Origin of the sequence: Streptomyces sp. NBC_00667 (assembly GCF_036226825.1) — a bacterium.
Taxonomy (GTDB): Bacteria; Actinomycetota; Actinomycetes; order Streptomycetales; family Streptomycetaceae; genus Streptomyces.
Map to the genome: position 1 here is coordinate 5,966,442 of NZ_CP109022.1, position 12,593 is coordinate 5,979,034.

The following is a 12,593-nucleotide window of genomic DNA, read 5'->3' on the forward strand; positions in this document are numbered from 1 at the left end:
CGTCCCCGCCCCATGCAGGAGCCACCCGTGATGTGCGAGCAGTCCCAGCAGTCCGGCCGTTCGCACACTCCGGGCCTCCTCGCCGCGCTGGCCCGCTGGGCCGTGCGCCGCAACCGGCTGGTTCTGGCCGCTGCCGCGCTGCTCGTCGTCGCGGGCCTCTTGTCCAGTGGCGTCTCCGCGCACCTCGGCGCCGGTGGCTGGATCGCCGAAGACACCCCGTCGGCCCGTGTGCGCAGCATGCTCGGCCAGTCGCGCCACGGCGGCATGCCACCTCTCCTGCTTCTCGCCCGCATCACCGGCTCCGTCGACGACGCCGCAGCGCGCAGCGCCGGCACCCGGCTCGTCGAGGACCTGCGGCAGGAACCGGGTGTCACCGCCGTCGACTCGTACTGGACGGGCCCACTCGGCCAGGCCACCAAGGACCGGCCGTCGCCTCCGCCCGACCCGCTGCTCCGTTCCAGCGACGGCCGTACGGCCCTCATCGCCCTGTGGCTCGAGGCGGACGAGCGCACCCAGCTCAACGTCGCGGAACGTGTGCTCGCCCGGGCCACCGGGCCCAACAGCCCACTGGAGACCCAGGCCGCAGGTCAGGCCGCCGTCGCGCGCGCGGCAACTCCACAGTGAGCGGGACTTGCTGAGCACGGAGCTGTTGGTCATGCCCGCCACCCTCATGCTGCTGCTCCTGGTGTTCGGCAGCATCCCGGCAGCGTTCCTGCCGCTGGCCGTCGGCGCCGTCGCGGTGACCGGCACCACCGCGATCCTGCGCGCCCTTGTCATCGTCACCCCAGTGTCCGCTTTCGCCCTCAGCCTCACTACGGCCGTCGGCCTCGCCCTGGCCGTCGACTACAGCCTGTTCTTCGTCGCCCGGTACCGCGAGGAGACCGCCTCCGGCGTGTCGCACGATCAAGCCCTGATCCGCGCCACCTGCACAGCCGGGCGGACCGTCGTCGTCTCGGCGGGCATCGTCGCCGCCGCTCTGCTGGGCCTCCTCGTGTTCCCGCTTACCCTCATCCGCTCCTTGGCCATCGCGGGCATCAGCGTCGTCCTGCTGGCCGCGATCGCGTCTCTCCTGATCATTCCAGCCGCTCTGGCCTGCTTCGGTGAACGCCTGGCGAGCCGCGACATCCTGGCCCGCCGACGCCGCTCCGCCCGATCCGCAGCCCGATGGCTCACACTGGCCACCGCCGTCATGCGCCGCCCCGTCACCGTCTTCGCCCTCACCAGCGCGCTGCTGCTCCTGCTCGCCCTGCCCTTCCGCGACGCCGTCTTCAGCCTCAGCGACGAGCGGGCCCTGCCCGCCGACTCGTCGATTGCCAGGGACATGCAGGACCTGCGCACCGACTTCCCGCAGGTGGGGGCGGAGGTCGATGTCGTCCTGCCCTACTGGCACCCCGCCGGCCGTGACGGCGCCGCCCGTCTTGACGCCTACGCCCGCCGGCTCTCCGGTCCTACAGGGGTACAGGGACTGCGCACCGCCACCGGCACCTACCTGAACGGGAAACCGGTCGGCCCGCTCTGCGTACCCTCTTCCGACCCGGCCCCGAAGGGCCCGTGCCACAGGGCTGCGGCAGTTCACCCTGCCGACAGGCACCTGGCTGGCCATCGGCTCGAAGCCCGCCCCTACAGTCCCCAGCGCATCGACCTGCTGCACAGCATTCGCACTCAGCCGGGCCCCACCTCCGCGCCGTCACGCTGGACCTGATGGGATCGGACGTTCCGCTCGACGAGGGGAGTCGTCAACTCCCTGGCCGGAGCCACCGGGAATCGGGGCGAGGTACCAGTCGCGGTTCCGGTGAGGGTCAGAGGGTAGGTGCCGGTTGCGGTGAGCGCGGACAGGTCCACAGTGTGCATGCAAGCGCTAGTTCCAACTCGTCGTGCGGGGGCCGAGCCGACCCGTCAGAACAGCGCGGTGCTAACCGTCGAATACCATGAAACCCGCGTCCCGCCAGTGAATCCTCCGCTCCCAACACGACAGCGACCTTCGTCTCGCCCGCTCCATAAACGGCCTGGTCGACGCGGACGACCACATCGCCCGGCCCGCGCCCAGCTGTGAGAGCGGTCGGATCCCAGCCAGCGAAGGTGGTTACGACAAACACGGCGGCAGCTGAGAGGGCCACCGTGCGAACATGACGAATGAGCACGGGCCCGACTCTGGCAGGCGCCAAGCGAGGAGAGTTGAACGCCGCTCCGACCGGCCCGCACATTCCGGCCGCGCCTCCCGTTCCCGGGTGGACCGCAGAGGACAAACATACAATTCGCTTCATCGGGCGACCGGAATCCAGTGCTCGCAGAAACGAATTCCCCGGGTCGAGGCCACCAGAAGGGTGCTCCGATGCTGACTTTTGCTGACTTTAAGGGACGGGTAACGCCCTGACCTGGGAAAACATGCTGTGATCCGATGGTTCTGGAACTGGATCGGCCGCTCGCACGAAGAAATCGTGCAGGCCCGCGACGACTGGATGAACGGTCGCGGTTCGGCGAGGTAAAGGGCTACGACGGCCCCCCGATCCCGGCCCCGGCGCTCCCTGCGACCCACCTCAAGCCCAGGGGAAGGACGCGCTGAACTGCTCGGCGAAGTACCGCACCGTGTCGGCGCGTTCGGGGCGAGTGCGGCGGTGATCGTGTCCGTGCCCTGGGCCGGGCCGCGGGCCAGGACCGCGATCTCCCGCGCCTTCCCGCCGGCGGATCCGCGGGTCGGGGCCGCGCTCGGCGCCGGCGTCCGACGGCAGGGGCAGCAGGGAGCGCAAAGCGGCGACGTCCACCCGGTCGGCGAGGCCGGGGGGCGTGCCCAGGACGGCCGGGGGAGAGGGTGCGACGCTGGAGTGAGGGGTCCGTGAGTGGAAGCCCTGGGCCCTCTGCGCCGGCCCCGGTGGCCAGGTCCCGGTGCGGCTCGGGGGATGCGAGCGGGCGCCAGCAGGCGGCCCTACCGCGTGGGTCCGGGCCACCGGGACCAGGACCGCGCGACCGACCCGGAAGGCAGGTGCGTCCCATGCGCACGTCGACCCGTATCGCCGGTGCCCTCGCCGGCCTGACCCTCACCGTCGGTGGTGCGGTCCTCGCCGCTCCCGCGGCCCGGGCGGACATCCCCGCCTGCGCGAGGATGGCCGAACTGGCCGGCGCCACCGATTCCGCCTCGGTCACAGCGGCCTGTAGCCGCGGCGTGTCCGGTGACCTCCAGGGTTGTGTGACCGGGCTGACGGGGGCCGGAGTGGCGGGCGGCGCCGCGACCGGTGCCTGCCGGGCCGCGGCCCACGAACCACGTTAGCGAACCGCGGGGCACCCGCCCGCCGTCACCGACGCGCACGCGGCCCGCCGTCGCCGACGCGCACGCGGCGTACCGGTGCGGGCGGTCGAGGCCGGCCGGCGACGTCATGCTCCGTGCCCGGGCAGTCACCGACCGAGCCCGGCGCCCAGGCCCGCCGCGCGGGCCCCACGCGGAGCGCCCACGCTGAGTACGAGGGCGCCGTCGTCTTGAGACCTCTCCTTCCCGAGGGCCGAACGAAGGCGCCTGAGAGGAGGAAGTCATGCGCGTACGAAGGATCCTGGGCCTCGCCCTGGCCGCGGCGACCCTGGCCGGCATGAGCGCAGTCGGCGCCGTCGGCGCCGCGGCCGCCTCGTCTGTGAACATCTCCAGAGACGACTGCACGGCCGCCGGCGGACAGCTGGTTTCACGCCCCTACGCCGGCGACTACTGCGCCCTGCCTGACGGGACCACGGTGGCGATCACTTGACCGGTCGGCGCACGGCTGGGCAACCAGTCAAGGCGGTTTCGCCCGTCGCGACGGGTGGCGACTGACGGCACCCGGTGCCCCGTCGGGCGGATCGCCCGTGTCGAAGTGGCCCTTGCCGATGCCCCGACGCATCCCGGCCGTGGAAGAGGTCCATCAGGCCAACCCGCTGTGCCAACCCCTTTGAGACGAGGCGGGCCCCGTCGGCAACCGCCACCCGGCATGCGGCCCACGACCCGCTCGGGGGTCCACGAGACGACGACGTAACAGCACGACCGAGGAGCCGACCGGCACCGCACCCGCCGGTCGGCTCCCCCGTGCTCCTCCACGCACCCGGGACGACTCCCTCGTTCGGCCCCTCAAGGGCGCCGGCAGCTACGCCGAAAAGGATCAAGCGGAGTCGCCCCACCCTCGCGTTCCGGTATCCCTCCGCGCCCCAGGCCGCCCTGATGCCGGCGGTCCCGTACCCCGGCCGCCAGGCCCGGAGGAGATCCCCGCATGCGCGTCCGCCTGCCCCTGACCGCCGTCACCACCGCCGCTCTCCTGCTCGTCACGGTCACCGGCGCGACTCCCGCCGCAGCAGACCGGAACCCCGATGGCCGACCACTGGTCAAGGTGTCGCAGGGTGACCCGTACGCGCAATGCACCATCGGAGCGAGGTCCCCCGACAGCGTCGTCTACCCGGGCACCGAGGTCGAGCCGTACCTCGCCGTCGATCCGCGCGACCCCAGGCGCGTCGTCACCGTGTTCCAGCAGGACCGCTGGAACGACGGTGGCGCCCGCGGCCTGGCGGCCGGCTGGACCACGGACGGCCACACCTTCCACCGGAGCACGCTGCCGTTCAGCCTGTGCGCCCCCGGCGGCGCGGACTACGAAAGGGCCACCGACCCGTGGGTGAGCACCGGACCGGACGGCACGGTCTACGCAGGCGGGGAGGGCGTCGACTTCACGAAGAGCACGCGCAGCGCCCTCCTGACAGTCACGTCCCGTGACGACGGCCGCACTTGGCAGAACCTCACCACCACGCACGTCGACGAGCAGCCGTTCTTCAACGACAAGCCCTCACTCACCGCCGACCCGATCCGCAAGGGCACCGCCTACCAGGTCTGGGACCGCCTCGACAACGACCCGCCCGGCCCCAGCTCCCTCGACGGCCCCGGATACATCTCCCTCACCCGTGACGGCGGCCGGACCTGGAGCAAGGCCCGGCCGTTCGTCGACACCAGCGCCGTGCCCAACACCCAGACCATCGGCCATCTGATCGTCGCCGACCGGCGCACGGGCACCCTGTACGACTTCTTCGACACGATCACCTTCGCCGACGACCTGACCACCGTCCTCGATGCCCATTACGCCATGGTCACCTCGACGGACGCCGGAGAGACCTGGAGCACGCCGGTCACCGTGGCACGGGATACCGCCGTACCGGAGGTCGACCCGAACGATCCCACCAAGCTGCTGCGCGCCTCGTCCACCCTGCCCAGCCCGGCCGTCGACCCCAGGACGGGCACGCTCTACATGGCCTACGAGGGCGCAGACTTCTCCGCCGGCGAGTTCGACTCCATCCAGCTGGTGCGCTCCACCGACGGCGGACGCACCTGGGGGAGCCCCGAGCTGATCAGCCCCGACGGAGTGCCGGCCTTCTCCCCGTCGATCGCGGTCGACGAGCGGGGCACGGTCGCGCTCACCTACTACGACTTGCGCTTCCTCAAGCCGGGCGACACCACCACCCTGCCCACCGCCTACCAGCTGGCGACGCTGCCGCACGGGGACCCGGAGCTGCAGGCCGAACGACGTATCTCGCGGGTCTTCGACTGGTTGCAGGCGCCGTTCGCCGGAGGCTACTTCCTCGGCGACTACCAAGGCCTGGTTGCGGACGGCAAGGGAGTACGGGCGGTGCTCACCGAGACCCACTCCGGCGCACCACGGAACCGGACGGACGTCTACACCGCCACTTTCCGCACCCGCTGACCGGAGCGGGCGCCGCCGTCGGGTGAGCCGGGTCTCCTCCAGGCCAGACCCCGGCGGTTCGCCGCGCCCGCGCGGGAGCGCCCCGCGGCACGCGGCTGCGGGGCGCCTTGGAGGGATCAGTCGACCTTCTGCCCGTCGTACGTACCGCCCTTGCAGACGTTGTCCGTCAGGTCGGGCGTTCCGCCGCCCTGCTTGCACTGGGAAGGCGTGACGTCGGACGAGACACCCTGTGCGGTGGCGGCGGAGGCGGTGGCGGCGCCTGTGAGGCCGAGTCCGGCGAGGGCTGCCGTGGTGACGACGGCGGCGAGTATTCGTCGAAGGCGCATGTGGTTCCCCTTTCACGGATTGCATCTGTTGGGGCACTAGCCAGCTTGATCTTCACCCATGTGGGTGGCACGTCATGTTGGGCCATTCGGGTGACAGTGCCGTGTGAGGACGTGCCCCGTGAACCGAGCTCTGATCAGCGCATGCGCGGCCGTGGGGTCAGTCGTGGCCGGGGGAGTGTCGCCCTCGCACGTGGGCGGTGGCCACCGGCCCGGACGGATCAGCCGCGGGGTGGGGTGAGCAGGACGAAGTCGGCGTTCGACGGGTCCAGGCAGACGGCGAGCCGGCCGACGCCTTCCGCGTCCTGCGGTCCCATCTGCACGCTGCCGCCGTTCGCGGTGACTTCGGCCACCGCCGCGTCGCAGTCGGTGACGGCGAAGACGGGGTGCCAGTACGGCCGTCCGTCCGTGAGGGTCAGGTGCTCCGCGGGCAGCTGCATCAGGCCGCCGTGCATGCGCTCCTCGGGAAGCCCCGCGGGGGTGATGAGGGTGTAGGTGCCCCCGCCGCCGGGCAGCTCCGTGTCGCTGAACTGCCAGCCGAAGACGCCGCCGTAGAACTCCTTGGCGGCCGCGGCGTCGCTCGTGTACAGCTCCGTCCAGGACAGCGAACCCGGTTCGTCCACCAACTCGACGCCGGAGTCCTTCCCCGGCTGCCAGACGGCGAACTGTCCACCGAGCGGGTCGCTGTACTGCGCCATCCGGCCCCACTCGCCGAGATCCCTCGGGGCCACCCGGACCGTGCCGCCCGCGCGCTCCACCGCCTGGGTCGTGGCGTCGGCGTCGGTGACGCCGAAGTAGATCATCCAGGCCGGGCGGGCGCCCTCCTCGGTGAGCTTGCCGAGTCCGGCGACGACCTTCCCGTCCTTCCGGAAGATCCCGCCCTCCATGTCCTGCCCGTCGCCCATGGACTCGTACTCCCATCCGAGCACGGAGCCGTAGAAGGCCGCGGTGGCCCGGACGTCGGGGGTGCCGAGGTCGAGCCAACAGGGGGAGCCGGGGGCGAAGTCACTGGTGATCATGGCGATTGCCTTCCGCAGGTCCTGTGTCACCTCAGCCTGGCACCGGAGGCCCGCGGTAGCGCGCCGATACGACCTGGTCGCGCGTCGACATGACCTGAATGTACGCGCCGTACGGGCTTGCGCGCAGCGCAGCAGACGCGGGGTCAGACGGGTTGGTGCGGTACCGCACACGAGGCGCGCAGGGCAGTAGCGTCGGGCGATGAGCAGGACCACGAACGGCCCTGCCTCCCCCGAGCCTTGTGAGGCGTTTTCGCATGAGCCTGAGCATCCGCAACCAGATCCCCGGCACCATCACCTCCGTTACGGCCGGCGAAGCCATGGCGACCGTGAAGGTCCGTCTGGCCGGAGGCCAGGACATCACGGCCGCCATCACCGCGGACGCCGTCAAGGAGCTCGGCTTCACCGAGGGCTCCGCCGTCAACGCGCTCGTGAAGTCCACCGAGGTGGCCCTCGCGACCGGCCCCGTCGCGGGCGTCTCGATCCGCAACCAGATCCCGGGCACCGTCACCGACGTCGCCACCGGAGGCGCCATGGGCTCGGTCAAGGTGTCCGTCGAGGGCGGCGAGCTGACCGCCGCGATCACCAAGGACGCCGTGGAGGCGCTGGGCCTGGCCGCCGGCTCCTCCGTGGTCGCCCTGATCAAGTCGACGGAGATCTCCCTCGCGTCCGCCTGATCCCGCAGGTCCCCACCGGGGCCCCACCGGCCGGTGCGGGGCCCTCGGGCGTGCGGTGAGCGGCTCAGGCGGCGTCGGCCGGGCGGCCCGGCTCGCGCCACATGCCCCACAGCACCGGGCCGCCGCCCGGGAGCTGCACCTCCTTGCGCACGGCGAAGCCGAAGTGCTCGTAGAAGGGCAGGTTCTCCGGCTTGGAGGACTCCAGGTACGCCGGCAGGCCCGCCGCATCGGCCTTGGCCAGGCCCGAGCGCAGCAGGGCCGCGCCGTGGCCCTGGCCCTGGGCGGCCGGGTCGGCGCCGATCAGCGCCAGGTACCAGTGCGGCTCCTGGGGGGTGTGCTGGGCGGCCTCGCCGACGGCGTCCCGGAACAGCGGGGCGCGGCCTCCGAGGATGTCCATCAGCTGCCGGATGGTCTCCGCGTCGGGCACGGCCTTGGCCCGCGCCTGCGGCGGCACCCAGAACGCGGCCGAGGCCCCGGTGCGCTCGCAGACGCCGTGGAGGGCGTACTGGCGGGTGAAGAGGGTGCTGAAGTAGCGGGCGAGCGTCGCCCCGCGCGAGGGGGAGTCGGGGAAGAACCAGCGCATCATCGGGTCGTCGTCGAAGGCACGGGCCAGCGTGGCACTGATCAGCGGTGCGTCGGCGAGCGTTGCCGTTTTCGGGGTGTTTGTCATCGACATACGGGTCATTCTGTATGCCGGGTTCCGGGGGTGAGCGGGCGGGGTGCGGTGGGCGGCCCGAGGCTAAGCGCGCCGTGGACGGCGGGAGTTGGGCAGGCGGCTCGAGGAACTCACGATGGCTGAGCCGGGAGGTGCGCCCCTTGGACGCCCTCCGTACGGGCGCGGCGGAGCTCTTGATGCCGCCCTGAGGCCCGTGAGCCCCGGGGGCCTGCGCCGACGGGGCCCGAACCGCCGGGGTCCGGGCCGAGGGGGCCTGCGTCGGCCGGGCCGTGCCCTGTCTGCCGGATCGGGCCCCGGTCCACCGGGGCGGCGGGGCCGCGAGCGCGGTCCCGCCGCGTTTTCCCTGCCCCGGCCCTCCCCGGGCGCCCGACCCGGGACCGGCGTTCAATGGACGTATGCGACGCGACAGCAAGCGCATCGGGCTGACCGTGGCCGCCGGGCTCGCCCTGGCCGCGGGGACCCTCGCCGCCGCACCGCCGCCGAGCCCCGGCGGCTTCGACCTGACGAGGGCCCTGGACGCGCTGGACCCGCAGGTGCAGGACGGCATGCGGCGCACCGGGGTGCCCGGCGTCTCGGTGGCCGTGGTCCACGAGGACAAGGTCGTCTACCTCAAGGGCTTCGGCGTCCGCAGCACCGCCTCGCCGGGCGGGAAGGTCGGTCCTGACACCGTCTTCCAGCTCGCCTCGGTCTCCAAGCCGGTGGCCTCCACCGTGCTGGCACAGGCCCTCGGCGCCGACGGCTTCGACGACCCGCTCAAGGGCATCACCCTCAAGGACCCCTGGGTCAGCTCGCACGTCACCGCGGCCGACCTGCTCTCGCACCGCTCCGGCCTGCCCGACCACTCGGGCGACCTCCTGGAGGACCTGGGCTACGACCAGGCGTACATCCTGTCCCACCTGCGCTACGAGCCCCTCAGCCCGTTCCGCACCAGCTACGCGTACACCAACTTCGGCTTCACCGCGGCCGCCGAGGCCGTCGCCAAGGCCAAGGGCGTGCCCTGGGACAAGCTGTCCGAGGACCTGCTGTACAAGCCTGCCGGGATGACGCACACCAGCTCCCGCTTCAGCGACTACGAGAAGGCGGCCGACCGCGCCGTGACCCACGTCAAGACCGCGGACGGCACGTGGAAGCCGCGCTACGTCCGCGACGCCGACGCGCAGACCGCGGCCGGCGGCGTCAGCTCCAACGCCCGGGACATGGCCCGCTGGCTGCGCCTCCAGCTGGGCGACGGAAAGATCGACGGCCGGCAGGTCATCGACAGCGCGGGCCTGGCCGAGACCCACGTCCCGCACAGCATCAGCCGGCCGCCCGCCGAACCGAACACCCAGCCCGGCTTCTACGGCCTGGGCTGGAACGTGCGGTACGACGACCACGGCCGGCTGCGCCTGAGCCACGCCGGCGCCTTCGCACTCGGCGCCAACACCAACGTCACCCTGGTCCCCGCCCAGAAGCTCGCCATCGTGGTGCTCACCAACGGCGCCCCCACGGGCCTGCCCGACACCGTCGCCCTCGACTTCTTCGACACCGCCGAGTACGGCAAGCCCAGCCGGGACTGGCTGCCCGTGGTGGCCGAGGCCTACAAGCAGCAGCTCGGCGAGGGCCGTTCGAAGACGGACTTCGCCAAGCCGCCCGCCACCCCGGAGCCGGGCCGCGAGGACAGCGCGTACACCGGCACCTACACCAACCCGTTCTACGGGCGGGCCACCGTCACGGCCGGCCCGGGCGGCGGACTGGTCCTGCACCTGGGACCGAAGCCGATGGACTTCCCGCTCACCCACTACGACGGGAACACCTTCAGCTTCGAGACCACCGGCGAGAACGCCATGGGCCGCACCGGGGTGACCTTCACCGACGGCAGGATGCGGGTGGAGTATCTGGACGCCAATGGCCTCGGCACCTTCGAGAGGGGCGCCTAGGGCCGGCCCGGCCGCGGTGTCACGGACCCGTGAGCCGGTGGAGGCCCGAACAGTCGTAGCCGCCGCTCGGATCCGGGGCGTACAGCCAGTAGGTCGTCATCAGCAGCGCGAGCAGGAACAGCGGTGCGAGCAGTGCCGACACCGTCGCGCAGCGACCCTGCCACGTCGACCACGCCGCCGGTCCGAAGCGGTGCGCCGTGCGGCGCAGGACGGCGTACGCCAGGAGGGAGCCGAGGACACAGGCGAGCCCGCCCCACGAGGTGACGTACATCCGCGGGGAAGGGCCGAGGTAACGGCAGTTGCGGAACGTGTCGGAGTCGAAGGCTGTCCGCGCGACCAGCAGTCCGGCCGAGACCGCCCACAACAGCGGTGGCAGCAGCGCGCGTCGGCGCCAGGCGGCGGACACGGCACCGGAGCCCGTGGTCGCCGGCGCCGTCCTGCTGGTGGCCTGGCCGGGGTCGTGTCCGAGCCCCGTGCGTCCGAGCCCCATGTCGAAACCCCCGCCCGTAGATCCTCGTGTGCACGGGCGAGGGTATCCGGGCGCCGCGGCCCGCCCCTGCTGCGGGACCCCGCCGGGTGGCGGATACTGCCAGTGACGGGCCCCCGGGGGCAGTGCCGCCCGCCGGGTACGGGAGGCGGTGGGCGAATGCATCCGAGTGACGGTGGAGCGCCCGCGGGCTCCTCGGCCTCCGGCCGGTACGGCGAGGCCGTGTTCCCGCCCGGGCGCGCCGGGGAGGACGAGCGCATCGACCTCGGGGCGCTCACCTACGACGACACCACCATCGCCCGGCTGCGGGAGCTGGGCGCGGGGCCCGGGTGGAGCTGCCTCGACGTGGGGGCGGGCACCTGGAGCGTGGCCCGCCGGCTGCTGGGGGAGCTCGGCGTCACGCGGGTGCTTGCCGTGGACCGCGACACCCGCTTCCTCGCCACCCACCCCGAGCCCGGTCTCGACGTCCTGGAGGCGGACCTCACCGACCCCGGGTTCGACCCCGGGCGGTTCCACCTGGTCCACGCCCGCTTCGTCCTGATGCACCTGCCCGCCCGGCAGAGGCTGATGGCGGCCCTCGCCGAACTGCTCGTCCCCGGTGGGGTACTGGTCCTCAGCGACGCGTTCGACCCGGCCACCGACACCGCGCCGCCGAGCCCGTACACCCGGGCGGTGCAGGCCATGTGGCAGGGCCTGCACGACACGATCGGCACCGACGTCTCCTGGACGCCGCGCTACCCGCAGCTGCTGCAGGGGGTCGGGCTGGAGGCGGTGGCCGCCGAGATCCACGTCCCGCCGCTCGTGCCGGGCTCTGCCATCAGCCGTTTCTGGGCACAAACGTGGGACCGGGCGAGGGAGGCGATGACGGCGACGGGGCTGGTGGACGAAGCGGACATCGACGCGGCGCTCCGCTACCTCGACTCTCCCGACTGCGCCGCCCTGTCCCCCGGCATGATCACGGCCTGGGGCCACCGCCCGGAACCCGCCCCCGGAACCTGAGGCCCGCCCCAGGCCTCCGCGAGCGCTTGCACCGAGGCCCACCTGCTCCCCGGCTCCGCCGCGGTGCCCCGCTCGACGACGGCCAGTCCATGGGCGCTGCCGCGCCACTGCGCCTCCTCGTCACCGGCGTCCAGAAGCAGCCGAAGCGCCCGGCTGAGGTTGAACACGGTGGTCCGGGAGTCGATCACCGCGCCCCGGACGAACTCCTCGGGCGCCATGTACCGCCGGGACCCGGGCAGCCGGTCGCCCTCGACGGTGAACGGCCCCGGCCGGTACTCGTCCAGGTCGCACAGCATCATGCGGTGCCCCTCGAAGTCGTACAGCAGACAGCCGTCGTAGAAGTCGACCGCCACGAATCCGGCCCGCTCGACGGCGAGGTGGGCGCTCAGGACGGATGCCAGCGCCGCGTGAACCCGCGAGAGCGGCAGCTTCCTGAACCGGGCCATCGGACTCCCGGGCGTCGTCCGGCCGCCCTGGCGGGACAAGGTCGGGTGGTAGAGCACCTCGCCGCTCATCCACGGGTAGACGAGCACCGGGCCGGTGTCCGTCGTGAAGGAGTGCACCAGCGGCACGATGGCCGGATGGGAGACGGCCCGGTGGAACGCCATCGCCCTGCGCAGTGACGAGACGGCGTCCGGTGTCGAAGCGGTCTTCACGAACCAGCGGCCGCCGTCGGCCGCGAGCCCGTAGGAGGTGCAGCCCGAGTCCTGGTCGGCGAACGTCCGGAAGACGGTGCCCAGGCCGTCGAGGAGCGGCTCGATGGACGCGGTGTGCGTGACGTTCTGGAACGGGTGGGTCAT

The 12,593-nt window shown here is 72.4% G+C and carries 13 protein-coding genes and 1 pseudogene; 9 read left to right on the plus strand and 5 right to left on the minus strand.

What is annotated here, in order from left to right; all coding sequences use genetic code 11:
* Positions 1-30 precede the first annotated feature (30 nt).
* The 6 genes and pseudogenes from OHA81_RS27270 to OHA81_RS27300 all read left to right on the plus strand — a co-directional run bounded on the left by OHA81_RS27270 (position 31) and on the right by OHA81_RS27300 (position 5,699).
* Positions 31-624 (plus strand): hypothetical protein, encoded by a 594-nt coding sequence (locus tag OHA81_RS27270; protein WP_329200160.1) that lies wholly within the window; start codon positions 31-33, stop codon positions 622-624.
* A gap of 31 nt (positions 625-655) precedes the next feature.
* The gene (locus OHA81_RS27275) at positions 656-1,702 is read left to right on the plus strand and encodes an MMPL family transporter (RefSeq protein ID WP_329200161.1); all 1,047 of its coding nucleotides are present in this window, start codon (positions 656-658) and stop codon (positions 1,700-1,702) included.
* Positions 1,703-2,402: 700 nt separating this feature from the next.
* Positions 2,403-2,563: pseudogene (locus OHA81_RS27280) on the plus strand (pirin family protein); the annotation flags it as partial.
* Between the two features lie 426 nt (positions 2,564-2,989).
* Positions 2,990-3,265 (plus strand): hypothetical protein, encoded by a 276-nt coding sequence (locus OHA81_RS27290; RefSeq protein WP_329200162.1) that lies wholly within the window; start codon positions 2,990-2,992, stop codon positions 3,263-3,265.
* A 259-nt stretch (positions 3,266-3,524) separates the two neighbouring features.
* Positions 3,525-3,731: a hypothetical protein gene (locus OHA81_RS27295; protein WP_329200164.1), complete on the plus strand. Its 207-nt coding sequence runs from the start codon at positions 3,525-3,527 to the stop codon at positions 3,729-3,731.
* Between the two features lie 495 nt (positions 3,732-4,226).
* Positions 4,227-5,699 (plus strand): sialidase family protein, encoded by a 1,473-nt coding sequence (locus OHA81_RS27300; protein ID WP_329200166.1) that lies wholly within the window; start codon positions 4,227-4,229, stop codon positions 5,697-5,699.
* Between the two features lie 116 nt (positions 5,700-5,815).
* Here the strand turns inward: OHA81_RS27300 and OHA81_RS27305 are convergent, their stop codons facing one another.
* Together OHA81_RS27305 and OHA81_RS27310 are read right to left on the minus strand one after the other, a co-directional pair.
* Positions 5,816-6,025, minus strand: coding sequence for a hypothetical protein (locus OHA81_RS27305; protein ID WP_329200168.1), 210 nt, complete (start codon positions 6,023-6,025; stop codon positions 5,816-5,818).
* A 218-nt stretch (positions 6,026-6,243) separates the two neighbouring features.
* Positions 6,244-7,041 (minus strand): VOC family protein, encoded by a 798-nt coding sequence (locus OHA81_RS27310; RefSeq protein ID WP_329200169.1) that lies wholly within the window; start codon positions 7,039-7,041, stop codon positions 6,244-6,246.
* Between the two features lie 254 nt (positions 7,042-7,295).
* Here OHA81_RS27310 and OHA81_RS27315 point away from each other — a divergent pair, with 254 nt between their 5' ends.
* Positions 7,296-7,715 carry a TOBE domain-containing protein gene (locus OHA81_RS27315; RefSeq protein WP_329200171.1) on the plus strand — a complete coding sequence of 140 codons (420 nt, stop codon included), beginning with the start codon at positions 7,296-7,298 and terminating at the stop codon, positions 7,713-7,715.
* A gap of 64 nt (positions 7,716-7,779) precedes the next feature.
* Here the strand turns inward: OHA81_RS27315 and OHA81_RS27320 are convergent, their stop codons facing one another.
* Positions 7,780-8,400, minus strand: a complete 621-nt coding sequence (locus OHA81_RS27320; protein ID WP_329200173.1) for a GNAT family N-acetyltransferase — start codon at positions 8,398-8,400, stop codon at positions 7,780-7,782.
* A gap of 386 nt (positions 8,401-8,786) precedes the next feature.
* On the opposite strand from OHA81_RS27320, the gene OHA81_RS27325 reads away from it, so the two are divergent.
* Positions 8,787-10,307 (plus strand): serine hydrolase, encoded by a 1,521-nt coding sequence (locus OHA81_RS27325; protein WP_329200175.1) that lies wholly within the window; start codon positions 8,787-8,789, stop codon positions 10,305-10,307.
* Positions 10,308-10,326: 19 nt separating this feature from the next.
* Here OHA81_RS27325 and OHA81_RS27330 read toward each other — a convergent pair whose 3' ends face one another.
* Entirely contained in the window at positions 10,327-10,797 is a 471-nt protein-coding gene (locus tag OHA81_RS27330; protein ID WP_329200177.1) for a hypothetical protein, read from the minus strand.
* 156 nt (positions 10,798-10,953) lie between these two features.
* Here OHA81_RS27330 and OHA81_RS27335 point away from each other — a divergent pair, with 156 nt between their 5' ends.
* On the plus strand, positions 10,954-11,793 hold the full coding sequence (locus tag OHA81_RS27335) for a class I SAM-dependent methyltransferase (protein ID WP_329200178.1): 840 nt from the start codon (positions 10,954-10,956) through the stop codon (positions 11,791-11,793).
* Here OHA81_RS27335 and OHA81_RS27340 read toward each other — a convergent pair.
* Positions 11,706-12,593 carry a serine/threonine-protein kinase gene (locus OHA81_RS27340; RefSeq protein WP_329200180.1) on the minus strand — a complete coding sequence of 296 codons (888 nt, stop codon included), beginning with the start codon at positions 12,591-12,593 and terminating at the stop codon, positions 11,706-11,708. The genes OHA81_RS27335 and OHA81_RS27340 overlap by 88 nt on opposite strands.

Coding starts and splice junctions, on each gene's coding strand:
- OHA81_RS27320 (WP_329200173.1), bottom strand. CDS start 8,400: ATGACCCGTATGTCGATGACAAACACCCCGAAAACGGCAACGCTCGCC.
- OHA81_RS27295 (WP_329200164.1), top strand. CDS start 3,525: ATGCGCGTACGAAGGATCCTGGGCCTCGCCCTGGCCGCGGCGACCCTG.
- OHA81_RS27340 (WP_329200180.1), bottom strand. CDS start 12,593: ATGACCCACCCGTTCCAGAACGTCACGCACACCGCGTCCATCGAGCCG.
- OHA81_RS27335 (WP_329200178.1), top strand. CDS start 10,954: ATGCATCCGAGTGACGGTGGAGCGCCCGCGGGCTCCTCGGCCTCCGGC.
- OHA81_RS27290 (WP_329200162.1), top strand. CDS start 2,990: ATGCGCACGTCGACCCGTATCGCCGGTGCCCTCGCCGGCCTGACCCTC.
- OHA81_RS27310 (WP_329200169.1), bottom strand. CDS start 7,041: ATGATCACCAGTGACTTCGCCCCCGGCTCCCCCTGTTGGCTCGACCTC.
- OHA81_RS27325 (WP_329200175.1), top strand. CDS start 8,787: ATGCGACGCGACAGCAAGCGCATCGGGCTGACCGTGGCCGCCGGGCTC.
- OHA81_RS27305 (WP_329200168.1), bottom strand. CDS start 6,025: ATGCGCCTTCGACGAATACTCGCCGCCGTCGTCACCACGGCAGCCCTC.
- OHA81_RS27300 (WP_329200166.1), top strand. CDS start 4,227: ATGCGCGTCCGCCTGCCCCTGACCGCCGTCACCACCGCCGCTCTCCTG.
- OHA81_RS27315 (WP_329200171.1), top strand. CDS start 7,296: ATGAGCCTGAGCATCCGCAACCAGATCCCCGGCACCATCACCTCCGTT.
- OHA81_RS27275 (WP_329200161.1), top strand. CDS start 656: ATGCCCGCCACCCTCATGCTGCTGCTCCTGGTGTTCGGCAGCATCCCG.
- OHA81_RS27270 (WP_329200160.1), top strand. CDS start 31: ATGTGCGAGCAGTCCCAGCAGTCCGGCCGTTCGCACACTCCGGGCCTC.
- OHA81_RS27330 (WP_329200177.1), bottom strand. CDS start 10,797: ATGGGGCTCGGACGCACGGGGCTCGGACACGACCCCGGCCAGGCCACC.